Annotated in this window: 25 protein-coding genes; 21 read left to right on the top strand and 4 right to left on the bottom strand. The window is 67.2% G+C overall.

The features are described from left to right. Position 1 precedes the first annotated feature (1 nt). A complete protein-coding gene (locus CBI38_RS16115; RefSeq protein ID WP_109330291.1) occupies positions 2–739 on the bottom strand; it encodes a B-4DMT family transporter in 738 nt (245 codons plus the stop codon). A 160-nt stretch (positions 740–899) separates the two neighbouring features. On the opposite strand from CBI38_RS16115, the gene CBI38_RS16110 reads away from it, so the two are divergent. From CBI38_RS16110 to CBI38_RS16025, 18 genes are all read left to right on the top strand, one after another. After that, a complete protein-coding gene (locus CBI38_RS16110; protein ID WP_109335138.1) occupies positions 900–2,003 on the top strand; it encodes an aminopeptidase P family protein in 1,104 nt (367 codons plus the stop codon). Between the two features lie 34 nt (positions 2,004–2,037). Beyond that, a complete protein-coding gene (efp, locus tag CBI38_RS16105) occupies positions 2,038–2,601 on the top strand; it encodes an elongation factor P (protein WP_109330289.1) in 564 nt (187 codons plus the stop codon). Further along, the gene (gene nusB, locus CBI38_RS16100) at positions 2,602–3,111 is read left to right on the top strand and encodes a transcription antitermination factor NusB (RefSeq protein ID WP_109330287.1); all 510 of its coding nucleotides are present in this window, start codon (positions 2,602–2,604) and stop codon (positions 3,109–3,111) included. Between the two features lie 163 nt (positions 3,112–3,274). Next, positions 3,275–3,904, top strand: coding sequence for a bifunctional pyr operon transcriptional regulator/uracil phosphoribosyltransferase PyrR (pyrR, locus tag CBI38_RS16095; protein WP_109330285.1), 630 nt, complete (start codon positions 3,275–3,277; stop codon positions 3,902–3,904). Beyond that, entirely contained in the window at positions 3,905–4,846 is a 942-nt protein-coding gene (locus tag CBI38_RS16090) for an aspartate carbamoyltransferase catalytic subunit (RefSeq protein WP_109330283.1), read from the top strand. Further along, positions 4,843–6,189, top strand: a complete 1,347-nt coding sequence (locus CBI38_RS16085) for a dihydroorotase (RefSeq protein ID WP_109330281.1) — start codon at positions 4,843–4,845, stop codon at positions 6,187–6,189. The genes CBI38_RS16090 and CBI38_RS16085 overlap by 4 nt, the downstream gene beginning before the upstream one ends. Then, positions 6,189–6,749: a PH-like domain-containing protein gene (locus CBI38_RS16080; RefSeq protein ID WP_109330279.1), complete on the top strand. Its 561-nt coding sequence runs from the start codon at positions 6,189–6,191 to the stop codon at positions 6,747–6,749. Before CBI38_RS16085 ends, CBI38_RS16080 begins: the two co-directional genes overlap by 1 nt. Then, a complete protein-coding gene (gene carA, locus CBI38_RS16075; RefSeq protein ID WP_109330277.1) occupies positions 6,746–7,906 on the top strand; it encodes a glutamine-hydrolyzing carbamoyl-phosphate synthase small subunit in 1,161 nt (386 codons plus the stop codon). The genes CBI38_RS16080 and carA overlap by 4 nt, the downstream gene beginning before the upstream one ends. Next, on the top strand, positions 7,906–11,274 hold the full coding sequence (gene carB / locus CBI38_RS16070) for a carbamoyl-phosphate synthase large subunit (protein ID WP_109330275.1): 3,369 nt from the start codon (positions 7,906–7,908) through the stop codon (positions 11,272–11,274). The genes carA and carB overlap by 1 nt, the downstream gene beginning before the upstream one ends. Continuing rightward, positions 11,271–12,110: an orotidine-5'-phosphate decarboxylase gene (gene pyrF, locus CBI38_RS16065; protein ID WP_109330273.1), complete on the top strand. Its 840-nt coding sequence runs from the start codon at positions 11,271–11,273 to the stop codon at positions 12,108–12,110. Before carB ends, pyrF begins: the two co-directional genes overlap by 4 nt. A gap of 126 nt (positions 12,111–12,236) precedes the next feature. Then, positions 12,237–12,557, top strand: coding sequence for an integration host factor, actinobacterial type (gene mihF, locus CBI38_RS16060; RefSeq protein ID WP_005262298.1), 321 nt, complete (start codon positions 12,237–12,239; stop codon positions 12,555–12,557). An 8-nt stretch (positions 12,558–12,565) separates the two neighbouring features. Further along, on the top strand, positions 12,566–13,180 hold the full coding sequence (gene gmk / locus CBI38_RS16055) for a guanylate kinase (protein WP_109330271.1): 615 nt from the start codon (positions 12,566–12,568) through the stop codon (positions 13,178–13,180). Positions 13,181–13,229: 49 nt separating this feature from the next. Next, a complete protein-coding gene (gene rpoZ / locus CBI38_RS16050) occupies positions 13,230–13,535 on the top strand; it encodes a DNA-directed RNA polymerase subunit omega (RefSeq protein ID WP_109330269.1) in 306 nt (101 codons plus the stop codon). A 14-nt stretch (positions 13,536–13,549) separates the two neighbouring features. Beyond that, entirely contained in the window at positions 13,550–14,848 is a 1,299-nt protein-coding gene (gene coaBC / locus CBI38_RS16045; protein ID WP_109330267.1) for a bifunctional phosphopantothenoylcysteine decarboxylase/phosphopantothenate--cysteine ligase CoaBC, read from the top strand. A gap of 134 nt (positions 14,849–14,982) precedes the next feature. Continuing rightward, positions 14,983–16,197, top strand: a complete 1,215-nt coding sequence (gene metK / locus CBI38_RS16040) for a methionine adenosyltransferase (RefSeq protein WP_109330265.1) — start codon at positions 14,983–14,985, stop codon at positions 16,195–16,197. A gap of 100 nt (positions 16,198–16,297) precedes the next feature. After that, the gene (locus CBI38_RS16035; protein WP_418328340.1) at positions 16,298–18,262 is read left to right on the top strand and encodes a primosomal protein N'; all 1,965 of its coding nucleotides are present in this window, start codon (positions 16,298–16,300) and stop codon (positions 18,260–18,262) included. Positions 18,263–18,349: 87 nt separating this feature from the next. Next, entirely contained in the window at positions 18,350–19,006 is a 657-nt protein-coding gene (locus tag CBI38_RS16030; protein WP_109330263.1) for a PadR family transcriptional regulator, read from the top strand. A 95-nt stretch (positions 19,007–19,101) separates the two neighbouring features. Beyond that, positions 19,102–20,079 carry an esterase/lipase family protein gene (locus CBI38_RS16025; RefSeq protein WP_109330260.1) on the top strand — a complete coding sequence of 326 codons (978 nt, stop codon included), beginning with the start codon at positions 19,102–19,104 and terminating at the stop codon, positions 20,077–20,079. A gap of 35 nt (positions 20,080–20,114) precedes the next feature. Here CBI38_RS16025 and CBI38_RS16020 read toward each other — a convergent pair whose 3' ends face one another. Both CBI38_RS16020 and CBI38_RS16015 read right to left on the bottom strand, forming a co-directional pair. Beyond that, positions 20,115–21,260 carry an RNA polymerase sigma factor gene (locus tag CBI38_RS16020; RefSeq protein WP_109335136.1) on the bottom strand — a complete coding sequence of 382 codons (1,146 nt, stop codon included), beginning with the start codon at positions 21,258–21,260 and terminating at the stop codon, positions 20,115–20,117. A 5-nt stretch (positions 21,261–21,265) separates the two neighbouring features. Next, the gene (locus CBI38_RS16015) at positions 21,266–21,673 is read right to left on the bottom strand and encodes a YciI family protein (RefSeq protein WP_109330259.1); all 408 of its coding nucleotides are present in this window, start codon (positions 21,671–21,673) and stop codon (positions 21,266–21,268) included. 259 nt (positions 21,674–21,932) lie between these two features. On the opposite strand from CBI38_RS16015, the gene fmt reads away from it, so the two are divergent. The 3 genes from fmt (at position 21,933) to CBI38_RS16000 (ending at position 25,255) form a co-directional block, all read left to right on the top strand. Further along, positions 21,933–22,856, top strand: a complete 924-nt coding sequence (fmt, locus tag CBI38_RS16010; protein WP_109335135.1) for a methionyl-tRNA formyltransferase — start codon at positions 21,933–21,935, stop codon at positions 22,854–22,856. Continuing rightward, positions 22,853–24,286 carry an RsmB/NOP family class I SAM-dependent RNA methyltransferase gene (locus CBI38_RS16005; RefSeq protein ID WP_109330257.1) on the top strand — a complete coding sequence of 478 codons (1,434 nt, stop codon included), beginning with the start codon at positions 22,853–22,855 and terminating at the stop codon, positions 24,284–24,286. Before fmt ends, CBI38_RS16005 begins: the two co-directional genes overlap by 4 nt. Positions 24,287–24,397: 111 nt before the next feature. Beyond that, positions 24,398–25,255 (top strand): mycofactocin-coupled SDR family oxidoreductase, encoded by an 858-nt coding sequence (locus CBI38_RS16000; protein ID WP_109330255.1) that lies wholly within the window; start codon positions 24,398–24,400, stop codon positions 25,253–25,255. A gap of 63 nt (positions 25,256–25,318) precedes the next feature. Here the strand turns inward: CBI38_RS16000 and CBI38_RS15995 are convergent, their stop codons facing one another. Then, the gene (locus CBI38_RS15995) at positions 25,319–25,657 is read right to left on the bottom strand and encodes an MmcQ/YjbR family DNA-binding protein (RefSeq protein ID WP_109330253.1); all 339 of its coding nucleotides are present in this window, start codon (positions 25,655–25,657) and stop codon (positions 25,319–25,321) included. Between the last annotated feature and the right edge of the window lie 39 nt (positions 25,658–25,696).

The following is a 25,696-nucleotide window of genomic DNA, read 5'->3' as shown; positions in this document are numbered from 1 at the left end:
TCTACTCGCCGCGTTTCGGCTCTTCGGGATTGCGCTTGCCGAGGTCGACGGGTTCCTGCCAGGTGGTGTCCTGCCCCTCGCCGGCATCGAGGTCCGAGGTGTCCTGGCGGTAGTTGTGTACCGGTTCGAAAACCGCGGTGTCGGCATCGGGATCGGCGTAACCGGTCTGGTCGTACGTTCCGTCCGGATAGTGCTGCCCATAGCCGTTGTCGTCGGCGACAGCAGCAGCTGCCGTACCTCCCGCTGCTGCGCCTGCCGCCGATCCGGCACCCCGCCGGTCATCTCGGTCGCCGCCACGCCCCTGCGATGCCTTCTTGGCTTCACGCCCGGCAAAGAAACGGCCCAGGAAGACGGCCAGCATGGCCGGAACGAAGATGAGCAGGACGGTGAACGCGGCACCGGAGGTGATTTCGAAGAAGAACGAGTTCTGCGTGACGTTGAGGGAGGGCAACAGATCGGCCAGCCAGCTGCCGACCCCCGCAACGATGCCGCCGAGCAACGCTGCCTTCAGCCACAGCATGGTGAGGTCGGCACCCTGGTCGGGGTCCGGGTTGCGATGCCGGTCCCGGATGCCGTCGATACCCGCCCAGATCAACGCCACCAACACCACGACCAGCAGAGCCACCCACCTCAGGATCGAACCTTGGAGGGGCCACTGTGTGATCGCCGCACCGAGCAACACACGAACCAAAATATGTATCAGGGCCATCCCGAGGCCGCGTACCACCCACGCATTCATGGGCACAGCGTAACGAGAAGGTTTTCCGGCGTGTGGTCTAACCCACAGACGCGCTGTCTGCAACCTGTTCTCCCCGCCGACGGTGGTCGATCTCGGCGCCGCCGCGCGGGTCGTGTCCCTCGGCAGCGGGGCGGGTGGCAATGCCGGTACGTTTGCTGTCATGCCTGCTGATCATGGTTCGCGGCGCGCGGCACTGCGCGCGGCGCTCGCCGCCCGCGATCTCGACGCACTTCTCGTGACGGACCTGGTGAACGTGCGGTACCTCACCGGCTTCACCGGGTCCAATGCCGCAGTGCTCGTCGACGCGGCGGACGCCGACGGCGCCGAGGAACGCACGGTGATCTGCACGGACGGGCGCTACCTCACCCAGGTGGCCGAACAGGTACCCGACCTCCGGGCCGAAATCGCCCGCGCCAGCGCCGCCCACCTCGTCGAGTCGGTCGCCCGCCGGACGGCGTCGTCGCTCGCCTTCGAAAGTCATGTCGTCACGGTGGACGAGTTCGCCGCGTGGTCGCTGCTCGCCCCGGATACGCGCCTGGAGCCGGTTCCCGGGCTGGTGGAGGAGCTACGCATGGTGAAGGACGATTACGAAGTGGCGTTGCTCCGGGCCGCGTGCACTGCCGCCGACGCCGCGCTCGCCGTCCTTCTCGAGCGTGGCGGACTCCGGCCGGGACGCACCGAGAAAGAGGTGGGGCGCGAGCTCGAGGCTCTGATGCTCGATCACGGTGCCGACGGCATTTCGTTCGAGACGATCGTCGCGGCGGGTGCCCATTCGGCAATTCCCCACCACCGTCCCACCTCGGCAGTGCTGCAGCGCGGCGACTTCGTCAAACTGGATTTCGGGGCCGAGGTCGGCGGCTACCACTCGGATATGACGCGCACGTACATCCTCGAACAGGCAGCCGACTGGCAGCGCGAGGTGTACGCCCTGGTCGCCCGCTCGCAGGCGGCCGGATGTGCCGCCCTGCGGCCGGGCGCCGAGGTCACCGCCGTCGACGCGGCAGCCCGCAGCGTGATCGAGGAAGCAGGCTACGGAGAGCTGTTCCTGCACGGGCTCGGGCACGGCGTCGGCCTGCAAATCCACGAAGCACCCGGAATCGGCAAGCTGGGCACCGGTACACTTCTGGACGGTGCGGCGGTGACCGTCGAGCCGGGCGTGTATTTCTCCGGGCGCGGAGGCGTGCGGATCGAGGACACGCTCGTGGTCCGGGAGCAGGGTCCGGAGCTACTCACCCTCACCACCAAAGACCTGACTGTCGTGTAGACGGTTTCGACCTTATCGAGGAGACGCGAAGCAAGTGGCTTCCACTAGTGATTTCAAGAACGGCCTGGTCCTGCAGATCGAGGGCCAGCTGTGGACGATTATCGAGTTCCAGCACGTCAAGCCGGGCAAGGGCCCCGCATTCGTGCGAACCAAGCTGAAGAACGTGCTGTCGGGCAAGGTCGTCGACAAGACCTTCAACGCCGGCGTCAAGGTCGAGACTGCCACCGTCGACCGACGCGACATGACGTACCTCTACCACGACGGCAGCGACTACATCTTCATGGACGGTGACACCTACGACCAGATCTCGATCAACGAGGCGACGGTCGGCGACGGTGCACGCTTCATGCTCGAGAACATGGCGGTCCAGGTCGCCGTGCACGAGGACGTTCCGCTTTTCGTCGAGCTGCCCGTCACGGTGGAGCTCGAGGTCAAGCACACCGATCCGGGTCTGCAGGGCGACCGCTCGACCGGTGGCACCAAGCCCGCCACCCTCGAGACCGGTGCCGAAATCCAGGTGCCGCTGTTCATCAACACCGGCGACAAGTTGAAGGTCGACTCCCGCGACGGCAACTACCTCGGGCGTGTGAATTCCTGAGTGTCCGGTACCCATAAGAAGCTCGGCGCACGGCACAAGGCCCGTAAGCGCGCCGTCGACTTCCTCTTCGAAGCGGAAGCGCGCGACCTCGACCCGGTCGATCTCGCGACCGAGCGGGCGGACATGTCCGGCAAGGACGAGTCCGTTGCGCCCGTCGCTCCGTACACCGTCACCGTGGTCACCGGCGTGGCCGAAAACCTCGACCGGATCGATGCGGTGATCTCCTCGCACCTGCAGGACTGGACGCTCGAGCGGCTACCGGCGGTGGACCGGGCGATTCTGCGGATCGCAGTGTGGGAGCTGTTCCATGCCACCGATGTCCCGCCCGTCGTGGCGGTGGACGAAGCGGTCGAGCTGGCCAAACAGCTTTCCACCGACGACTCGCCGGGATTCGTCAACGGCGTCCTCGGCCAGGTCGTACTGGTTGCCCCGCAGGTGCGGTCGGCTGCCGCGGCCACCTCCCGGCGTGCCGAACCAGGAAGCGACGAGCCGGAAGATCCGCGTTCGTAGGTTCATCTGCCTCACTCCGGTCCCGCGGAGCCCCTCAGGCCGAGTGGCGCGCGGGAACCGGAGGCCGGGGCCCCGGCCTGGCGCAACTCGGCGCGCTGCTAAGCTGGCCGCGTCAGGCATCCTTTAACGATCCGTCCAGTGAGGCGGAGAAGGAGGTCGTTGTATGCGCGTGCCCGAAGGGTCCCGCCCTGCCGAGGAACCGGCAGAAGCAACACCGAAGTCGTCACCGGCAGTCGAGCCCGCGCGTGAGTTGTTGTCCGCAGCGGATGTAGGCCGCACCATTGCGCGTATCGCGCATCAGATCATCGAGAAGACCGCGATCGACGCCGCCGACGGTGAAGCGCCTCGCGTCGTCCTCATCGGGATACCCACCCGCGGCACGACCCTCGCGGCGCGCCTTGCCGCAAAAATCGAAGAATTCTCCGGCGTGCGTCCGCCGGTCGGTTCACTCGACATCACCCTCTACCGCGACGACCTGCGCACCAAGCCGCACCGCCCGCTCGAGCGGACCTCCGTCCCTGAGGGCGGTGTCGACAACGCACTGGTGGTGCTGGTCGACGACGTGCTGTTTTCAGGTCGCACCGTCCGATCGGCACTCGATGCCCTGCGTGACCTGGGACGGCCACGCGCAGTTCAGCTCGCGGTCCTCGTCGACCGCGGCCATCGGGAGCTGCCGTTGCGCGCCGACTACGTGGGGAAGAACGTGCCGACCGCCCGAACCGAGGACGTCAAGGTTCTCCTGGGCGAACACGACGGCCGTGACGAGGTCATGATCTCCGGGGGAAAGAGCTAAGTGAAGCACCTGTTGTCGATTGCGGACCTGACCCGAGGATCGGCGGTCGAGCTTCTCGACGAGGCGGAGCGCTTCGAACAGGCCCTCCTCGGGCGCGAGGTCCACAAGCTGCCGACCCTGCGCGGCCGCACCGTCATGACCGTGTTCTTCGAGAACTCGACACGGACCCGGGTGTCCTTCGAGGTCGCGGGCAAGTGGATGAGCGCGGATGTCATCAATGTCAGCGCCTCGAGCTCGTCGGTCTCGAAGGGCGAATCGCTGCGTGATACGGCCATGACGTTGCGTGCCGCGGGCGCCGACGCGCTGATCGTGCGCCATCCGGCTTCGGGCGCCGCTCACCAGATCGCCTCGTGGACGGCCGGCCACGACGGCGGACCGGCGATCATCAACGCGGGGGACGGCACCCATGAGCATCCCACCCAGGCGCTGCTCGATGCACTGACGCTGCGGCAGCGCCTCGGGGACATCGAGGGCAAGCGCATCGCCATCGTGGGTGACATCCTGCACAGCCGGGTGGCCAGGTCCAACGCGCTGCTGCTGTCGATGCTCGGTGCGGAGGTCGTTCTCGTGGCACCGCCCACGCTGCTTCCGGTCGGGGCCTCGTCCTGGCCGGTCACGGTGGCCCACTCGTTCGACGCCGAACTCCCCGGGCTCGATGCGGTCCTGATGCTGCGCGTGCAGGCGGAACGGATGAACGGGGGATTCTTCCCGTCCCAGCGTGAGTACTCGATCAATTACGGACTGTCCGAGAAGCGCCTCGCTCTGCTCCCAGAGCATGCCGTCGTGTTGCATCCGGGCCCGATGCTGCGCGGTATGGAAATCGCCTCCGCAGTCGCCGACTCTCCGAGAGCCGCTGTGCTGCAACAGGTCACCAACGGAGTGCACATGCGTATGGCCGTGCTGTTCCGACTGCTGGTCGGTGCCGAGGAAGTTGCCGGATGAGCAACTCGACAGAAACAGGAGAGACAGTGCTCATCAAGAACGCGTTGCTGTACGGCGAGGGCGAACCCACCGATGTGCTGCTCGACGACGGACTCGTCGCTGCGATCGGCGCGGACGCCGCGAAGTCCGCTGCTGCAGAAACCGAGGTCATCGATGCGGCCGGCCAGATTCTGCTGCCCGGATTCGTCGATTTGCACACACATTTGCGTGAGCCGGGCCGCGAAGACACCGAAACCATCGATTCCGGTTCGGCTGCGGCTGCGCTCGGTGGGTACACGGCAGTGTTCGCCATGGCCAACACCAGCCCCGTCGCCGACTCGGTGGTTGTCACCGACCACGTGTGGCGCCGCGGGCAGGAAGTCGGGCTCGTCGACGTGCATCCGGTCGGGGCCGTCACCGTCGGGCTCGCGGGGAAGCAACTCGCCGAGATGGCGACGATGGCCGCAGGATCCGGCCGGGTCCGGATGTTCTCGGACGACGGTCATTGCGTCTACGACCCACTGCTCATGCGCCGCGCCCTCGAGTACTCGAGCTCGCTCGGTGTGCTCATCGCCCAGCACGCAGAAGAACCCCGGCTGACCGTCGGTGCCGTCGCCCACGAAGGCCCGACCGCGGCCCGGCTGGGCCTGGCCGGCTGGCCTCGTGCAGCCGAGGAATCGATCGTCGCCCGTGATGCGCTGCTCGCCCGGGATGCCGGCGCCCGTGTCCACATCTGCCATGCCTCCACCGCCGGAACGGTCGAGTTGGTGAAATGGGCGCGAGGGCAGGGCATTTCGATCACCGCCGAGGTGACGCCGCACCATTTGCTCCTCGACGACTCCCGTCTCGAAACGTACGACGCCGTCAACAAGGTGAACCCGCCGCTGCGCGAAGCCAGTGATGTCGCGGCGTTGCGCGCCGGTCTCGCCGAGGGGGTCATCGACTGCGTCGCCACCGATCACGCCCCGCACGCCGAGCAGGACAAGTGCTGCGAATTCGCCGCGGCCCGTCCCGGCATGCTGGGGCTGGAGACGGCGCTGTCGATCGTCGCGATGACCATGGTCCGGCCGGGCCTGCTCGACTGGCGTGGGGTGGCCCGCGTGATGAGCGAACGTCCCGCAGAGATCGTCGGACTCGACGACCAGGGGCGGCCCATCGCCGTCGGTGAACCGGCCAACCTGGTGCTGGTCGATCCGGATGCCGAATGGACTGTGCACGGTCCCGCACTCGCCAGCGTGGCGTCCAACACGCCGTACGAGTCGATGACGCTGCCGGCGCGGGTCACCACCACCATCCTCCGGGGCCGGGTCACCGCGCGGAACGGTGACGTCCGCACTCCCGTACGCAGCGGCGGAGGACAGTGATGGAGAGAATCCTCTGGATCGTCGGGCTGGCCGCCTTCTGGGCTCTGGCGATCTACCTCATGTACGTCGGATGGCGTGGCCGGGCCCGTCGGCAGGCCGACCGCATCGGTCAGCTGCCGTCCGTTCCTGCCCACCTGGGTGCGCAGACGATCGCGCCGGCGACCGGACTCTACGTCGGCAGCACGCTTGCACCCAGCTGGCAGGACCGAATTGCGGTCGGGGATCTCGGGTTCCGGGCCACCGGTGAAATCTCGCGGTACCACTCCGGCATCCTGCTCGAAAGGGACGGCGCCTCGGCGATCTGGATTCCGCAGGACGCGATTCGTGCGGTGCGCACGGAGCGGGGCCTCGCCGGCAAGGTCATGAGCAAAGACGGACTCCTGGTGATCCGATGGGCACTGCCGTCCGGCACCGAGATCGACACCGGATTCCGCAGCGACGACAAGTCCGTCTACCCCGTCTGGATCAACTCGGGCGAGTCGGGCGGCACCACAGACAGTGAAGATTCAGCGAATGCGGCGAGCTCTGGCGAGGTCGAGCAGAACGGAGAGAACGCATGAGCGGCTATGACACCGACTCGGCAGTACTGGTCCTCGAGGACGGCCGGATCTTTCGCGGCACCACGTTCGGTGCCGTCGGGCAGACACTGGGCGAGGCCGTCTTCAGCACCGGCATGACCGGCTACCAGGAGACACTGACCGACCCCAGCTATCACCGCCAGATCGTGGTGGCCACGGCGCCCCAGATCGGCAACACCGGCTGGAACGACGAAGACGACGAGTCCGTCGGTCCCACCGGGAGCAGTGCGGAAGCGAAGATCTGGGTAGCCGGTTACGTTGTCCGCGATCCTGCGCGCCGCACCTCGAGCTGGCGCGCGACCGGGTCTCTACAGGACGAACTGGTGAAGCAGGGTGTCGTGGGGATCGCCGGCATCGACACCCGCGCCCTCGTGCGCCACCTGCGCACCCGGGGGTCGATGCGGGCCGGAGTGTTCTCCGGAGATGCGCTCGCCGAAACGGAGGTGTTGCTGGAGCGCGTGAAGAGCCAGCCGTCGATGCTCGGTGCCGATCTCGCGGGCGAGGTCAGCACCACCAGCGGGTATGTCGTCGAGCCGACCGGGGGAGAGGCCCGCTTCACGGTCGCCGCGATCGACTTGGGTATCAAGACCAACACCCCGCGCATGTTCGCCGAGCGGGGTATCCGCGTACACGTTCTGCCGTCCGATTCGACGCTCGAGCAGATCCTCGATCTGAAGGCCGACGGCGTGTTCCTCTCGAACGGTCCGGGCGACCCGGCCACCGCGGACGGCGCCGTACATCTCACGAAGGAAGTAATCGGGCAGGGCCTGCCACTGTTCGGTATCTGCTTCGGCAATCAGATCCTGGGCCGCGCGCTGGGCCTCGGCACCTACAAAATGAAGTTCGGTCACCGCGGAATCAACGTCCCAGTGATCGAACACGAAACCGGACGCATCGCGATCACCGCACAGAATCACGGGTTCGCGCTCGAAGGCGAGGCCGGGCAGGAATTCGACACGCCCTTCGGCAGGGCGGTGATCAGCCACACCTGCGCCAACGACGGCGCCGTCGAAGGAGTCCGTCTGCTCGACGGCTCGGCCTTCTCGGTGCAGTATCACCCTGAGGCCGCCGCCGGCCCGCACGATGCTGCTTACCTGTTCGACCGATTCACCAGCCTGCTCGAGGGAGTCAAGAAGTAATGCCACGCCGTTCAGATCTCTCCCACATCCTGGTGATCGGCTCCGGCCCGATCGTCATCGGCCAGGCCTGCGAGTTCGACTACTCCGGTACGCAGGCGTGCCGGGTGCTGCGCGAAGAGGGCCTGCGGGTCAGCCTCGTCAACTCGAACCCGGCCACCATCATGACGGACCCCGAGTTCGCCGACTCCACCTACGTGGAGCCGATCACGGCGGAGTTCGTCGAGAAGGTCATCGCCCTCGAGGCCGCGAACGGTCACCCCATCGACGCGGTTCTCGCGACCCTCGGTGGTCAGACCGCGCTCAACACCGCAGTGGCCCTGCACGAGCAGGGGATCCTCGAGAAGTACGACGTCGAACTGATCGGCGCCGACTTCGAAGCGATCCAACGCGGCGAGGACCGCCAGAAATTCAAGGACATCGTCGCCAAGGTCGGTGGCGAGTCGGCCCGGTCCCGGGTCTGCTACACGATGGACGAGGTCCGCGACACGGTGGCCGAACTCGGCTTCCCGGTGGTGGTCCGGCCGTCGTTCACCATGGGTGGCCTGGGGTCGGGCATGGCGTACGACGACGAGGACCTCGCCCGCATCGCCGGTGGCGGACTGGCCGCGTCGCCCACCGCCAACGTGCTCATCGAGGAATCGATTCTCGGGTGGAAGGAATACGAACTCGAGCTGATGCGCGACGGCCGCGACAACGTGGTCATCGTCTGCTCCATCGAGAACGTCGATCCCGTCGGCGTGCACACCGGTGACTCGGTGACCGTCGCGCCAGCGATGACTCTCACCGACCGCGAGTACCAGGCGATGCGCGACCTGTCGATCGACATCCTGCGCGAGGTCGGCGTCGACACCGGTGGTTGCAACATTCAGTTCGCGATGGACCCGGCCGACGGCCGCCTCGTCGTCATCGAGATGAATCCGCGGGTGTCGCGGTCGAGTGCGCTGGCGTCCAAGGCGACGGGCTTCCCGATCGCGAAGATCGCGGCGAAGCTCGCCATCGGCTACACCCTCGACGAGATCGTCAACGACATCACCAAGGAAACCCCTGCGTGTTTCGAACCCACGCTCGACTACGTGGTGGTGAAGGCTCCCCGCTTCGCGTTCGAGAAGTTCCCCGGTGCCGACGCGACTCTCACCACCACGATGAAGTCGGTCGGTGAGGCCATGTCGATCGGCCGTAACTTCACCGAGGCGCTCGGGAAGGTCATGCGCTCGCTGGAGACGAAGCAGACCGGATTCTGGACCGGGCCGCAGGTGGCCACCGAGAACCTGGACACGCTGCTCGCCGAGCTCGCCGTGCCGCACGAGGGCAGGCTGTACGGCATCGAGAAGGCCATGAGTCTCGGTGCCACCATCGAGCAGTTGTTCGATGCCACGGGAATCGATCCCTGGTTCCTCGACCAGATGTTGCAGATCCACGAGCTCGGTAGCGAGCTGCGCGAGGTCGACAAGGTGGACGAGCGCGTGCTGCGGCGCGCCAAGCACCACGGGTTCTCCGACCGGCAGGTTGCGGCGCTTCGCCCCGAGCTGGGTGACGAAGATTCCGTTCGGGCGCTGCGCGAGCAGTGGAACATCCACCCCGTCTACAAGACCGTGGATACCTGTGCAGCCGAGTTCGAGGCGAAGACGCCGTACCACTACTCCACCTACGAGCTCGATCCGGAGGCCGAGTCGGAGGTGGCTCCGCAGACGGAGCGTCCGAAGGTCCTCATCCTCGGTTCGGGCCCCAACCGCATCGGTCAGGGCATCGAGTTCGACTATTCCTGTGTCCACGCGGCCCTGACGTTGTCCGAGGCCGGTTACGAGACGGTGATGGTCAACTGCAACCCGGAGACCGTCTCCACCGACTACGACACCGCCGACCGGCTGTACTTCGAGCCGCTCACGTTCGAGGACGTGCTCGAGGTGTACCGGGCGGAGTCGCTGTCCGGCACCGTCGCCGGCGTGATCGTGCAGCTCGGCGGACAGACACCGTTGGGTCTGGCGAAACGGCTGAAAGCCGCAGGTGTGCCCATCGTCGGCACCAGCCCCGAGGCCATCGACCTCGCCGAGGACCGTGGCGAGTTCGGCAAGGTATTGGTAGAGGCGGGATTGCCGGCGCCCAAGTTCGGAACGGCAACCACGTTCGCCGGTGCCCGCGACATCGCCGCCGGCATCGGATACCCGGTGCTCGTGCGACCGTCCTACGTGCTCGGTGGCCGCGGCATGGAAATCGTCTACGACGAGGCCTCCCTCGAAAGCTACATCTCCCGCGCCACCGAGATCTCCGACGACCGGCCCGTACTGGTCGACCGGTTCCTGGAAGACGCCATCGAGATCGACGTCGACGCACTCTGCGACGGGAACGAGGTGTACATCGGGGGAGTGATGGAACACATCGAGGAAGCCGGCATTCACTCCGGCGACTCGGCGTGCGCCTTGCCCCCGATCACCCTCGGGCGCGCCGACCTCGAGAACGTCCGCCGTTCGACGGAGGCGCTCGCGAAGGGTATCGGCGTCAAGGGGCTGCTCAATGTGCAGTACGCCCTCAAGGACGACATCCTGTACGTCCTCGAGGCCAACCCCCGTGCCAGCCGGACCGTACCGTTCGTGTCGAAAGCCACGGCCGTGCAACTGGCCAAGGCCTGCGCACGCGTCATGCTCGGCGAGACCATCGCGGAGTTGCGGAAAACCGGACTCCTCCCGGCCACCGGTGACGGTGGTTTCACCCCCGCGGACGCACCCGTCGCCGTCAAGGAGGCGGTTCTCCCGTTCAACCGGTTCCGGCGCGCCGACGGCACCGGGGTGGACACACTGCTGAGCCCCGAGATGAAGTCGACGGGCGAGGTTATGGGTATCGACGCCGACTTCGGCACCGCGTTCGCCAAGAGTCAGACAGCTGCATACGGTTCACTCCCCATCTCCGGGTCGGTGTTCGTGTCGGTCGCAAACAAGGACAAGCGGTCGCTGATCTTCCCGGTCAAGCGGCTGGCCGACCTGGGTTTCCGGATCCTCGCAACAGAGGGCACCGCGGCGGTCCTGCGCCGCAACGGCATCGTCTGCGAGGACGTGCACAAGCACTCCGGCGAGCCCCTCGAGGAGGGCGCCCGCACCATCGTCGACCAGATCCGTGACGGTGAGGTCGACATGGTGATCAACACCCCGTACGGCAACTCCGGTCCCCGGGTGGACGGGTACGAGATCCGTAGCGCGGCCGTCGGCGTGAACATCCCCTGCGTCACCACCGTGCAGGGCGCGTCCGCTGCAGTCCAGGGCATCGAGGCCGCAATCCGCGGCGACATCGGCGTTCAGTCGCTGCAGGCGTTGCACGCCCGGCTGCGCTCACCGGCCCCGTTCGAGGGGTCCGACACCGGTTCGCTCACCTCGTGACGGACCGGCACCACGACCAGGCGTGGGGTGCTCGGCTGAGGGCCGCGGTCGAGCACCGCGGCCGCCTGTGCGTCGGCATCGACCCGCACCCGGGGTTGCTCGAGGCGTGGAACCTTCCCGTCGATGCGGAGGGGCTCGAGGCCTTTGCCGAGATCTGCGTGGAGGCCTTCGTCGGTGAGGTGGCCGTCGTGAAGCCCCAGGTGGCGTTCTTCGAAGCGTACGGCTCGGCCGGGTACGCGGTGCTCGAACGCACCATCTGTGTGCTCCGGGAGGCCGGGACGCTCGTCGTCGCGGATGCCAAACGCGGTGACATCGGGTCGACGATGGCCGCCTACGCGCAGTCGTGGCTCGGCCCGGACTCGGCGCTGTCTTCCGATGCGGTGACGGTCTCGCCCTATCTGGGGTTCGGTGCGCTCGAACCGGCCCTCTCGCTGGCGGCGGAGCAGGGCCGCGGGCTGTTCGTGCTTGCTCGCACCTCGAATCCCGAAGGCGGGGAGTTGCAGGGTGCTGACGTTGCCGGGGGCGTGTCGGTGGCGCAGTCCGTGGTGAATGCGGCGGCCGAGCGCAATGCGGCAGAATCCGACCTGGTCGGGCTGGTCGTCGGTGCGACACGCGGACACGGTCTGAATTTGTCAGATTTTTCTGGACCAATTTTGGCGCCGGGACTGGGTGCCCAGGGTGCCACAGCACGTGACCTTGCGGACATTTTTCCCGATTCCCGGAAGTTGCTGCTGCCGAACAGTTCTCGCGGTATTCTCCGTGAGGGTCCGTCGGTGACGGCCCTGCGTGCGGCCGCTGTGAAGGTTCGTGACGAGGTCGAGTCCGCACTCTCATAGCCCACCGGAATCCGGCTTTGACCTCGGGGGGTGGGTTCGCAATCGGCGCCGGGCGTGAGTACGGTCGCTATCGCTGCTGGTTATCCAGTGGTTTGGACTATTTGCCAACGACGAGACGGAGGAACCGTGGCCCTTCCCCAGTTGACTGATGAGCAGCGCGCTGCTGCTTTGGAGAAGGCAGCTGCTGCCCGTAAAGCCAGGGCTGAGCTCAAGGAGCGCCTGAAGCGTGGCGGCACCGACCTCAAGCAGGTTCTCAAGGACGCCGAGGACGACGAGATCTTGGGCAAGATGAAGGTGTCGGCGTTGCTCGAGGCACTGCCCAAGGTGGGCAAGGTCAAGGCGCAGGAGATCATGACCGAGCTGGAGATCGCTCCGACCCGTCGCCTCCGTGGCCTCGGCGATCGGCAGCGTAAGGCCCTGCTCGCCAGGTTCGACTTCGAGGCCTGAGCACGACAGTGGTAGCTGACGCTCGAGTGTCAGAAAGAAAGACCGCAGTGCGGAGGGGTCGGCTGGTTGTCCTGGCCGGCCCCTCGGCTGTCGGTAAGTCCAGCGTGGTGCGATTGTTGCGGGAACGGCTGCCGGAGCTCGTCTTCAGCGTGTCCGCGACGACACGGGACCCACGCCCGGGCGAGGTGGACGGCAAGGATTACCGCTTCACCTCTCGCGACGAATTCCAGCGGATGATCGAGTCGGGCGAGCTGCTCGAGTGGGCGGAGATCCACGGTGGTCTCCAGCTGTCGGGGACCCCAGCCGAACCGGTCCGCCGCGCCATCGAGCAGGGAAAACCGGTGCTGGTCGAGGTTGATCTCGCCGGCGCCCGGGCAGTGCGGGCTGCGATGCCGGAGGCGCTTCTGGTCTTCATGGCCCCGCCCAGTTGGGAAGCACTTGTCGAGCGCTTGACCGGCCGGGGCACCGAATCGCCGGAAGTGGTGGAGCGTCGTCTCGCCACCGCGAAGGTCGAGCTCGAGGCTCAGGACGAGTTCGACGAGGTCATCGTCAATGAGGATGTCAGCCGATCGTGCGACGAGTTGGTATCCTTGTTGGTTGGACCCCGGGAACAGTCCGGGTAGACCACTAGTTCTCACATCCACTAGCCAGAACTATTTCAGGAGATACCGAGTGAGCAGCACCCCCGCAGTCGCGTCCGCAACCCCCAGCCACGGCGCCCTGCCTGCCTATGACACACCGCTCGGAATCACGAATCCTCCGATCGACGAGCTGCTCGCACGCACCTCGTCGAAGTACGCGCTGGTCATCTACTCGGCCAAGCGTGCCCGTCAGATCAACGATTACTACAACCAGCTCGGTGACGGCATCCTCGAGTACGTCGGCCCCCTGGTGGAGCCGGGCCTGCAGGAAAAGCCCTTGTCCATCGCGCTGCGTGAGATCCACTCCGATCTGCTCGAGCACACCGAAGGCGAGTGAGCGGAGGAACTGCCGTGCCCGACAAGGCGGCGAGCCCCGGGCTCGCGACGGGTCTCTCCGAATCTGCCCCTTCCGCAGTCGCACGTAAGCGAATCGTCGTCGGTGTCGGCGGCGGTATCGCGGCGTACAAGAGCTGCGCGATCATCCGCGCGTTCACCGAGGGCGGCCACCACGTGCGCGTCATCCCGACGGAGTCCGCCCTCGAGTTCGTGGGCCGGGCGACGTTCGAGGCGCTGTCCGGCAATCCGGTGCACACCGGAGTATTCGCCGACGTTCCGCAGGTGCCGCACGTCCGCCTGGGGCAGGAAGCGGACCTCGTGGTCATCGCGCCTGCCACCGCGGATCTGATGGCCCGTGCCGTCGCCGGGCGGGCCGACGACCTGCTTACCGCGACGTTGCTCACCGCACGATGTCCGGTGGTGTTCGCGCCGGCGATGCACACCGAGATGTGGGAGCATCCCGCTACGGTGTCCAATGTGGCAACCCTGCGCCTGCGTGGGGCCACGGTGATCGAGCCGGCATCCGGTCGCCTGACGGGCAAGGACACCGGCGCCGGCCGACTGCCCGAACCGGATGAGATCGTCGGACTCGCCTCGCTGCTCCTCGAGCGGCCCGACGCGTTGCCGCGTGATCTCGAGGGGCGTCGGATCCTCGTCTCGGCCGGTGGCACCCGGGAACCGCTCGATCCGGTCCGTTTCCTCGGTAATCGCAGCTCCGGCAAGCAGGGCTATGCCATCGCCCGTCTCGCGGTGCAGCGCGGCGCCGACGTCACGCTGGTGTCCGGATACACCGCAGGCCTCGCTGATCCGGCCGCCGTCGACGTCGTTCACGTGCGCACGGCCGAGGACATGCGTGCTGCCGTCGCCAAACACGCACCCGAGTTCGATGCGGTCGTGATGGCGGCCGCGGTCGCCGACTTCCGGCCGTCGACCACGGTGGCCAGCAAGATCAAGAAGGGCGCCGGGGAGCCTGACTCCATCGCGCTGACCAAGAACGAGGACATTCTGGCCGGTCTGGTGCAGTCCCGGGCCGAGGGCGAGATTCCGTCGGACACCGTGATCGTCGGTTTCGCCGCCGAGACCGGTGACGCGGACGGGGACGTCCTGACCTATGCGCGCGCGAAGCTCGCCCGGAAGGGATGCGACCTCCTGGTCGTCAACGCGGTCGGGGAGGGCAAAGCCTTCGAGGTCGACCACAACGACGGATGGCTACTCGGCGCGGACGGTTCGGAGTCCGCCCTCGAGCACGGCTCGAAGGCACTGATGGCGAGCCGGGTGCTCGATGCCGTCGAGCACCTGTTCCGGGCCGGCTGAGGACAAATCCTCGGTTGTTTCGGTGAGCGTAAAGGTGTCACTCACACCGGGGTGCCGCTAGGGTCGTTCGCGATGGTACATAGCTAAGCTGTTTCCAAGCGCTGTCCAGAAGACAACTGTCGAGAGGGAATTCTGTGAGCCAGTCCGGTAGTCGGCTATTCACCAGTGAGTCTGTGACCGAGGGGCACCCGGACAAGATTTGTGATGCGATCAGCGACTCCATCCTCGACGCCCTCCTCACGGACGATCCGCGCGCCCGGGTCGCAGTCGAGACCCTGGTTACCACGGGACAGGTCCACGTCGCCGGAGAGGTGACCACCACCGCCTACGCCGACATCCCCAAGATCGTGCGCGACACTGTGCTCGAGATCGGGTACGACTCGTCGGCGAAGGGTTTCGACGGCAATTCCTGTGGCGTCAACGTGGCGATCGGTGCGCAGTCCCCGGAGATCGCGCAGGGCGTCGACCATTCACACGAAGCCCGGACCGGTGGCCTGACCGACGACGACATCGACCGGCAAGGGGCCGGCGACCAGGGACTGATGTTCGGGTTCGCCACCACGGACACCCCTGAACTGATGCCGCTGCCGATCGCGCTGGCTCACCGGCTCTCCCGTCGCCTTACCGAGGTCCGTAAGTCCGGCGTCCTGCCGTACCTGCGGCCGGACGGTAAGACGCAGGTCACGATCGAGTACGACGGAGACAAGCCCGTCCGCCTCGACACCGTTGTCATCTCCACGCAGCACGCTGCCGACATCGATCTCGACAACCTCCTCACACCGGATCTGCGGGAGAAGGTTCTCGGATCGGTGCTCGCCGACCTCCGGATGCCGGAGCTCGACACGTCGAACATTCGACTTCTCGTCAATCCGACGGGCAAGTTCGTCCTCGGTGGCCCGATGGGTGATGCCGGGCTGACCGGGCGGAAGATCATCGTCGACACCTATGGCGGTATGGCCCGTCATGGTGGTGGCGCGTTCTCCGGCAAGGACCCGTCGAAGGTGGACCGGTCTGCCGCCTACGCCATGCGCTGGGTGGCCAAGAATGCGGTCGCGGCAGGTCTCGCGGATCGCATCGAGGTTCAGGTGGCGTACGCGATCGGAAAGGCTGCGCCGGTCGGGCTGTTCGTCGAGACGTTCGGAACCGAGAAGACCGATCCGGTGCGGATCCAACAGGCGATCACCGAAACCTTCGACCTGCGTCCGGGCGCCATCATCCGCGACCTCGACCTGCTGCGCCCTATCTACGCACAAACTGCCGCGTACGGTCACTTCGGCCGCACCGACATCGATCTTCCCTGGGAGAGCGTCGATCGGGCGGAGAAGCTGCGCGCAGCTGCAGGTCTCTGATCGGTAGCCGCCCTGCTGTGGGCGTCCTCCCGGTGGAGGGCAGGCTGTGACGTCAGCCAAGCTTGCGGCGGAGGTCGATCCGGTGGCGCGGGTGCTGCCGATGCTGCCGCTCCCGCACCTCGACCGTGAGTTCGACTATCTCGTTCCTCGCGAGCTCGAAGAGCAGGCTCAACCGGGTGTGCGGGTGCGCATCCGGTTTGCAGGGCGTCTCGTGGACGGTTTCGTGGTTTCCCGTACGGCGACCAGTGATCACCAGGGACGCTTCGGCTGGCTCGAACGGGTGATCTCTCCGGAGCGAGTACTCACTCCGGAGATCACCCGGCTCGTGGAACTCGTTGCCGCTCGGTACGCGGGTACCCGAGCGGATGTGCTGCGTCTGGCCGTTCCACCGCGGCACGCCCGGGCAGAAGCGGAGGCCGCGCCGGAATCGGCTCCGACACCGGAACACGCCGTCGACCGAGAAGCGTGGGCCCAGTACGTTCACGGTGAGGCGTTCCTGACCGCCCTTGCGGAGCAGCGGAGTCCGCGGGCCGTCTGGCAGGCGCTGCCCGGCGAGGACTGGCCGGCACGGCTGGCCGAACTGTCGGCAATCGCCGCCGGTGCCGACACCGGCACGGTCATCGTGGTGCCCGATCAGCGCGATCTGGATCGGGTGGTTGCGGCCGTGGAGTCCCTGCTGGGCAGTAACCGGGTCGTCGGTCTCGCCGCGGGTCTCGGCCCCGCGCTGCGGTACCGGCGTTGGCTTGCCGCCCTTCGGGGGACCGCCAAAGTGGTCGTGGGCACCCGCAGTTCCGTGTTCGCGCCGACGCCTCGGACAGGTCTGATCGTCATCTGGGACGACGGCGACGACAGTCACTCCGAGCCGCGGGCTCCCTACCCTCACGCTCGCGAGGTGGCGCTCCTGCGGGCGTACGCCGGCGGGAGCGCAATGGTGGTGGCCGGGCATGCCCGCACCGCCGAGGGGCAGGCCCTCGTCGACTCCGGATGGGCACACGACCTGGTCGCGTCCCGCGACGTGGTCCGGGCCCGCGCCCCCAAGATCACCGCCCTCGCTGACAGCGATCACGCGCTCGCCAGAGATCCGGGAGCCCGCGCTGCCCGCCTGCCTGCCATTGCCTTCGCCGCGGCACGCGAGGCGCTCGGTGCAGGCAGGGGAGTGCTGGTCCAGGTGCCCCGCCGGGGGTATGTCCCGAGTCTCGCGTGCGGCAAATGCCGCGCTCCTGCCCGCTGCAGACGGTGCAACGGGCCCTTGGCGCTACCGTCGGCCGCCGGTCCGGACGGGGCGGGCACACCGGCATGCCGATGGTGCGGAGTCGCGGACGCCGCGCACCGCTGTCACGCCTGCGGCGCCCGAGCTCTGCGGGCCGTGGTGGTAGGAGCGGGCCGGACGGCGGAGGAACTCGGGCGAGCGTTTCCCGGTGTACCGGTCCGGATGTCCGGGGGAAACGATGTCATCGACGTCGTCGAGCAGGGGCCGGCGCTGGTGGTCTCCACTGTCGGCGCCGAACCGGTGATGACCGGCGGATACGGCGCCGCACTGCTCCTGGACGGCTGGGCGTTGCTCGGACGTCCGGATCTGCGAGCGGCTGAGGAGACCCTGCGGCGCTGGATGACGGCTTCGGCCCTCGTGAAGCCGTTCGGTGACGGTGGCCAGGTGGTCGTCGTAGCCGATTCGGGTATTCCGACAGTGCAAGCCCTGGTGCGCTGGGATCCGGTCGGTCACGCCCGCGCGCAGTACGAAGAACGGGCAGAAGTCGGGTTTCCGCCGGCGATTCATCTGGCGGCCGTCGACGGCAGCGCAAAGGCTATTTCGGAGCTCCTGGAACTGGCCGACCTCCCCGATAACGCGGAGTTGTTGGGCCCTGTGGAACTGCCGGCGGGGGCCCGCTTGCCTGTCGCCGGTGAGTCGCCGGAGCCGGCCGATGTCGAGCGGATGCTGGTGCGCGTACCCCGTGGTGAGGGAAAACCATTGGCAGAGGCGCTGTCTGCCGCTCAAGCGGTCCGCAGTGCCCGGCGGGAATCGCATCCGGTGCGAGTCCAGATCGACCCCATCCACATCGGCTGATGCCCAATGAACTCATCCCTGATGGTTGCGCGAACGATTTTGACGATATATCGTTGATGCATCATCGATAAGCCTGAGGAGGCTGACATGCAGAACTTTCATATCGGACACCGCGGTTCCCGCAGGGACCGATTCGCACACCAGCGGACGGGCCGCCCGAACGGCCCGCACCGTCACGGGCACCGTCGCGGGCCGTTCGGTCCGGACGGAGATCCCGGATTCGGTCCGGGTATGGCGTTCGGCCGAGGCCGGGGCCGCGGTGGCAGGGGGCGACGCGGTGATGTCCGTTCGGCGATCCTCCTGCTGCTCGCGGAGGAACCGATGCACGGGTACGAGCTCATCCAGCAGATCGTCGACCGCAGTGGTGGGGTGTGGAAGCCCAGCCCCGGATCGATCTACCCCGCACTGTCCCAGCTCGAGGACGAGGGGCTCGTTCTCATCGAGAAGGTCGCGGGACGCAAGACCGCTCGTCTGACCGAGGAAGGGAAGACGTTCGTCGAGGCGAACACCGCTGAGCTCGGCACCCCCTGGGATGACGTCCGCGAGAGTGTCGGCCGGCCGGCGGAAGACCTGCGCGGCCTGATCGGGCAGCTCATGGGCGCGGCAGGGCAGGTCGCCGCTGTGGGGAATGAGGACCAGATCCGACGCGCCGGAGAAATTCTCACCGAAACCCGGCGTGCGTTGTACCGGCTTCTCGCGGAGGACGAACAGGACTCCGGCGACACGAAGAGCGCCGACTCCTAGCGACACACCGAGCGTAGGGTCCCACTCTCGTCGCGACACCACGGGCACACTCTGGGAAAGTTCACAGGGAATAGCCGCGGTGTCGGGGAGAGATCATGAACCTTCGAGGTGTTGTCACGGTCGCTGCTTGTGTTGCTTTGCTGTTTTCCGCAGGGCTGACCACAGCCCAGGCCGAAGACGTTCCGGCGTCGGGACTCGAAGTGCCCGCAGGTGTCGGAGTACCGCAGAGCGCGCGCAGCGCGGCCGCCGCGTACGCGGAAGCGCATCCGGGCAGCGCTCCCGCCGGATCGAACGATTTCTCCTGTACGCCCGCGCCCGAGCATCCCGAGCCCGTCGTTCTCGCGCATGGCACCGACGCCAGCGCCTACACCGACTGGGCCGCGTTGTCTCCCTTGCTCGCGGCGGACGGATACTGCGTGTTCGCCCTCAATTACGGCGGCAAACCCGGCGCCGACACGTACGGCACCGAAGACATCGTCGACAGTGCCGGAGAATTCGGCCGATTCGTCGCTCAGGTCCGCGAGTCGACGGGTGCGGAAAAAGTCGACGTGGTCGGATACTCGCAAGGAGCGAATGTCAGCCGCTACTACGTGAACAAGCTCGGTGGTGCACGCTTCGTCGACCAGTGGGTAGGGCTCGCTTCCCCCAGTTACGGCGGTGTGATGTTCGGGCTAGCCCCGATGTTCCAGGCGCTCCCCGGTGGGCCGGACGTGGTTACCGAGCTCACCTCTGTGGCGGTCGGTCAGCAGATGCAGGGGTCACCGTTCATGACCGAACTGAATGCCGGCGGTGACACGGTTCCCGGTGTCTCCTACACCACCGTCAGTTCGCGCTACGACGAAATGATCCAGCCGTTTTCCAACATGGCGCTGCACGGCGACGGGGCGGTGAACCTCGTCATCCAGGACCTGTGTCCGCAGGACGGGTCGGGGCATTTCCGGGCACCGTACGATCCGTTCGCGTTGGATCTCATCCGAACGGCTCTGGACCCCAACGCCATTCCGATTGCGCGATGCGAGTTCGTTCCGATCGGCGCGGACATTCCCCAGGTAGTCGTCGACAGTAACTTCTGAAATTTCAGACGCGAGTGTGGCCTGTTGCCCGGGGATCACCGGCACTTTTGCGCGTTGAGGCGTGCCGCCTGTCGCGTGAGGTGGTCGCGTTCGGCGAGGCTGGACGCCGATCGGGCAGCGTCGGCGTAGAGCCGTGCAGCGGTCACGGGGTCACCATCCCGCTCGTGGAGGTATGCCCCGACGGCGGCGTACCGGGGCAGGGCGGGGTCGATCTCCGCGAGGGCAGCCAGGCCGGCCCGCGGACCGTCGGCCTCGCCGACCGCGACAGCTCGATTGAGGCGCGCTACCGGGCTGTCGGTGAGGCGCACCAGTTCGTCGTACCACTCGACAATCTGCACCCAGTCGGTCTCCTCGGCGGTACGGGCATCGGCGTGGAGCGCGGCGATGGCGGCCTGAGCCTGAAACTCGCCCAATCGGTCGCGGGCAAGAGCTGCCTGCAGTACGTCGATGCCCTCGGCGATCAGTCGGGTGTCCCACAAACTGCGGTCCTGCTCGGCGAGAGGCACGAGGCTACCGTCGGCGGCGGTCCGTGCCAAGCGTCGGGCGTGGTGGAGCAGCATCAGCGCGAGCAGGCCCGCCACCTCCTCGTGCCTGACCTCGGCTGCCAGTTGGCGGGTGAGCCTGATCGCCTCCGCGGCGAGGTCGACATCGCCGGAGTAACCCTCGTTGAAGACGAGGTAGAGCACACGCAACACCGTGGCGACGTCGCCGGGCTGGTCGAGCCGGACTTTGGAGATGGTCCGCTTGGCCCGGGTGATCCGCTGGGCCATGGTCGCCTCGGGTACGAGGTAGGCCTGCGCGATCTGACGCGTGGTCAGGCCGCCGACCGCGCGCAACGTGAGCGCGACGGCCGACGCCGGTGCCAGGGAAGGATGCGCGCACAGGAAGTACAGCTGGAGTGTGTCGTCGACCGACGGTGCCGGGCCCGGTGCGGGCTCCACCTCGACGAGCGCCTCGCGCCGGCGCCGGGAGGTATCGGTGCGGGTGGCGTCGAGGAACTTGCGCCAGGCGACGGTGATCAGCCAGCCCTGGGGATCTCGCGGCGGATCGGCCCGCCACACGCGCACCGCTTCCACCAGAGCGTCTTGCACGGCGTTCTCGGCCGCCGCGAAGTCGGCTCCGCGGCGGACGAGGATCCCGATCACCGTGGGGGTGAGGGTCCGCAGCACGACCTCGTCCACCTCGGTCACTCCGTGATGGTGGGCGGCTCGGTCAGGAACGGGCGCACCTCGAGCCACTCGTGGATCGGCTTCCCGCCCGCGCCCGGAGCTGCAGACAATTCACCGGCGAGTTCGAGCGCCCGCTCGCGGGTCTCGACGTCGATCACCATCCAGCCCGCGATCAGGTCCTTGGTCTCCGCGAACGGGCCGTCGGTCACCGGCGGACGCCCCTCGCCGTCGTACCGGACGAACGTGCCTTCCGGTGACAATGCCTGACTGTCGACGTATTCGCCGGTGCTTTCGATCCGAGCGGCAAAGTTCTCCATGTACTGCATGTGGGCCGAAACCTCCTCCGGCGTCCACTGATCCATCGGTACGTCGTTGACCGGTGCCGGTGCGCCTCGGTAGTGCTTGAGCAGCAGGTACTTGGCCATCGTCTTCTCTCCTCGGTGTGGTGTACGGCCCATTGTGGCCGTATTTCAACCCTGGGACGGAGCTGTGCTCGCATTTTCGACATCGTGCCGCGACATTTCCTGGAGCCCGCCGGTTTGTCGTGGTTGCGCATCGCAGTGTCATCGTGAGGCGCGCGACTCCCTAGACTGGTCGTCACACCGTCGACCCAAGGGGAGCTTTTTTCGTGAGTATCGTTTCGGCCCGCACCGCGGTCCGTCGTCAGCTGTGTGGGTCGCCGACGTGCGCCTAGTCTTCGCCGGTACACCCGAACCCGCTGTGCCGTCTCTCGAGCGACTCATCCGTTCCGCCCGTCACGAGGTGGTCGCCGTGATCACACGGCCGGACGCGGTGGCCGGGCGAGGACGGAAGGTAGTCCGATCGCCGATCGGTGCCCTTGCGGACGCGCACGGTATCGAGGTGCTCACGCCCGAGCGACCCTCGGATCCGGAGTTCCTCGCACGACTGACCGACCTGGCGCCCGAGTGTGCTCCCGTCGTCGCCTACGGTGCGTTGCTTCCGCAGAAGGTGCTGGACATTCCGGCCCTTGGCTGGGTCAACCTGCACTTCTCGTTGCTGCCCGCCTGGCGGGGTGCGGCGCCGGTGCAGGCGGCAATCGCTTCCGGCGACGACATGACGGGCGCGAGCGCCTTCCGGCTCGAGGCTGGAATGGACACGGGCCCGGTATACGGGGTCGTGACCGAGCGAATCCGCGCCACCGATACCGCGGGTGACCTTCTCGGCCGATTGGCCGACAGCGGGGCGGTTCTCCTCGAATCCGTTCTCGACGGACTGGCGGACGGCACGATCACAGCGGTTCCGCAGCCGGGAGACGGCGTCTCGTATGCACCCAAGGTCGCCGTGGAGGAAGCCCGAATCCGTTGGGACAGAACGGCTGTGGTGATCGATCGGCATGTCCGCTCGGTGACACCCGCACCGGGAGCATGGACGACGATCGGGGACGTTCGCGTCAAGGTCGGCCCGCTCACCCTCACCGACGACAGGCTCGAGCCCGGAGAAATCTCCGTGACCAAGAGCGACTTCCTCGTCGGAACCTCCACGGTGGCAGTCCGGCTGGACCGGATCCAACCTCAAGGAAAAAGACAGATGTCCGCTCTCGACTGGGCGCGGGGCGCACGACTCGACGCGAAGGTACGGGCACAGTGAGCGACTCGAGAAGACCCGCACGCGGCAAGAGGGCAGGAACAGGCGCGAGCAACAATCGGCCGCGCCAGGCGCGTCGGCCCGATGCCGCCCAGGCGGGTCTGGATCAACCTCGGCTCGCTGCACGTGACGTGTTGCGGGCAGTGCGTGAACGGGACGCCTACGCGAACCTGGTCCTCCCCGGACTGCTGCGGGAGCGGCGACTCGACGGCCGGGACGCCGCGCTTGCCACGGAATTGGCCTACGGCGCGGCGCGAGCGCGGGGACTGCTGGACGCGGTCATCGCGGACTGTGCGGGCCGCCCGATCGGGGAGGTCGACGGCCCGCTGCTGGATGTGCTCCAGCTGGGCGCCTACCAGCTTCTCCGTACGCGGGTGGCCCCGCACGCCGCCGTCGCCACCTCTGTCGACCTCGTCCGCGCAGAGGCGGGTCCGGGCAAGGCCGGGTTCGTCAACGCCGTGTTGCGCAGGGTGTCGGAGCGGTCGGAAGCGGAGTGGGTGGAGCGGTTGGCGCCGTCCGACCCGATCGGGCGGCTGGCCTTCCAGCATGCGCACCCGGCCTGGATCGCGCAGGTGTTCGCGGATGCGCTGGGGCCCGATGCCGGCGAACTCGAGGATGTCCTGATCGCCGACGATTCACGCCCGGCCGTTCACCTCGTCGCGCGGCCGGGTGAGATCTCGGCGGAAGAATTGGCTCTGGTCACCGGGGGAGAGGTCGGCCGGTACTCGCCGTATGCGGTGTATCTCGACGGTGGCGACCCGGGCCAGCTCGACGCTGTGCGCGAGGGTCTGGCCGGTGTGCAGGACGAGGGCAGTCAGCTGGTGGCCCGGGCACTCGCTCTGGCCCCACTCGAGGGAGCGGACGGCGGACGGTGGCTCGATCTCTGTGCCGGACCCGGTGGTAAAGCCGCGCTTCTCGGCGCACTCGCAGGTATCGAGGGCGGGCGACTCGATGCGGTGGAGCCGGTGGCGCACCGCGCCGACCTCATTCGTAAGACGACGCGGGAACTCCCGGTCGACGTGCATGTCGCGGACGGGCGCGATCCCGGGCTTGCCGGTGGGTACGACCGAATCCTGGTCGACGCGCCGTGCACCGGTCTCGGTGCCCTGCGGCGCCGCCCCGAGGCACGCTGGCGTCGGCAGCCGTCCGATGTGGCCGGTCTGGCGAAATTGCAGCGGGAACTGCTCGCCTCGGCGCTGGGGTTGGTGCGCCCGGGTGGGGTCGTCGTGTATTCCACGTGTTCTCCGCACCTGTCGGAGACAGTGGCGGTGGTGGCGGATGCGGTACGCCGCTATGGCGCGACAGCGCTCGACACGAGGGCGCTGGTTCCGGGCGTTCCGGGACTCGGTGACGGTACGAGTGTGCAGCTGTGGCCGCACCGCCACGGCACCGACGCGATGTTCCTCGCTGCGCTGCGGAAGCCGATGGAGTGACCGTAATCTGACGCGCGTTCAGATAACTAGAACCTGTTCCCATTCGTGCTAAAACGTGTTCTACTTTTCTCGCGACGAAGGTCGCCGTCACAAGCGAGTGGAGGACTCACGATGAATCGGGTAGCGGGGAAAGTAGTTCTGATCACCGGCGCAGCACGGGGGCAGGGGCGCAGTCATGCCGTCCACCTCGCCGACGAGGGCGCCGACATCATCGCCTTCGACCTCTGCGAGGACATTGCATCGAACGGGTATCCCCTCGCGACGCCGGCCGATCTGGAAGAGACCGGGAAGCTCGTCGAGAAGGCGGGACGTCGCGTGGTCACGGCGAAGGTCGACGTGCGTGATCGCGCGGCGCTGAAACGGGAAGTCGACGCCGCCGTCGCCAGACTCGGGCGGCTCGACGTGGTGGTCGCCAACGCGGGTATCGCCCCACTCGGCAACGATGTGCCGGTCGAAGGGTTCGTGGACGCATTCGACGTCGACTTCGTGGGTGTGGTCAACACCATCCACGTCGCTCTGCCGCATCTCGGCGGTGGGGCGTCGATCATTGCCACCGGTTCGGTGGCCGGCCTCGTCCCCCAGACCGGCCTCAACGGTCAGCAGGCACTCCAGGGGCCGGGCGGAGACGGTTACGGTCTGGCCAAGAAGATGCTGCAGACCTACACGCATTCGCTGGCGCTCACCCTGGGCCCGAAGTCCATTCGCGTCAACGCCATCCATCCCACCAACTGCAACACGGACATGCTCCAGAGCCCGCCGATGTTCCGCACGTTCCGGCCCGACCTCGAGAACCCGACCGCCGAAGACGCGAAGGTGACGTTCCCCTTCATGCAGGCGATGCCGACGCCGTGGGTGGAGCCCGAGGATATTTCCCACGCGGTGGTATTCCTTTCGTCCGACGAGTCGCGGTTCGTCACCGGACAGCAGCTCCGGGTCGACGCGGGAGCGGGTCTCAAGCTGGGGGTCTGAGTCTGCGTACCGGATTTCGCGCCGGCGTCGCACCGCGGCCTACGATCGCCCCGGACTTGGCGATCAGGGACGGTCGACCTGCTTGCGGAGCTGAGCAGAGGCCTTGATCCGCCAGGCATCCTGCAGAAGCTCCGTGAGTTGGTCGAGTCCGACCTCGTCGAGACGGACCAGAATCGCGCCGTACCCGTCGTAGTGGGGGATGGTGTAGAAGGCGTTTCCCTCCTCGAGGAGAGCGGCCTTCTCGTCGAGACCGCACACCACCATGAGCCCGCCGTCGGACTCCGTGCGGTGTCTCGCGATCAGCTTGCCGGCCACCTTCAGCGCCGGGGTCCGGTAGGACGTGCTTTCCTGCACTGCGGGCAGTGACCTCCCGATGTCCACCACGTCCGCCCAGGTCGCCATGCCCCCAAGTATGGCGGAATCGTGACGGCGGGCGACGAA

Source organism: Rhodococcus oxybenzonivorans (assembly GCF_003130705.1).
GTDB lineage: Bacteria > Actinomycetota > Actinomycetes > Mycobacteriales > Mycobacteriaceae > Rhodococcus_F > Rhodococcus_F oxybenzonivorans.
Note: the sequence above shows the minus strand (reverse complement) of the source record. Positions and strands in the feature narration are given on the sequence as shown.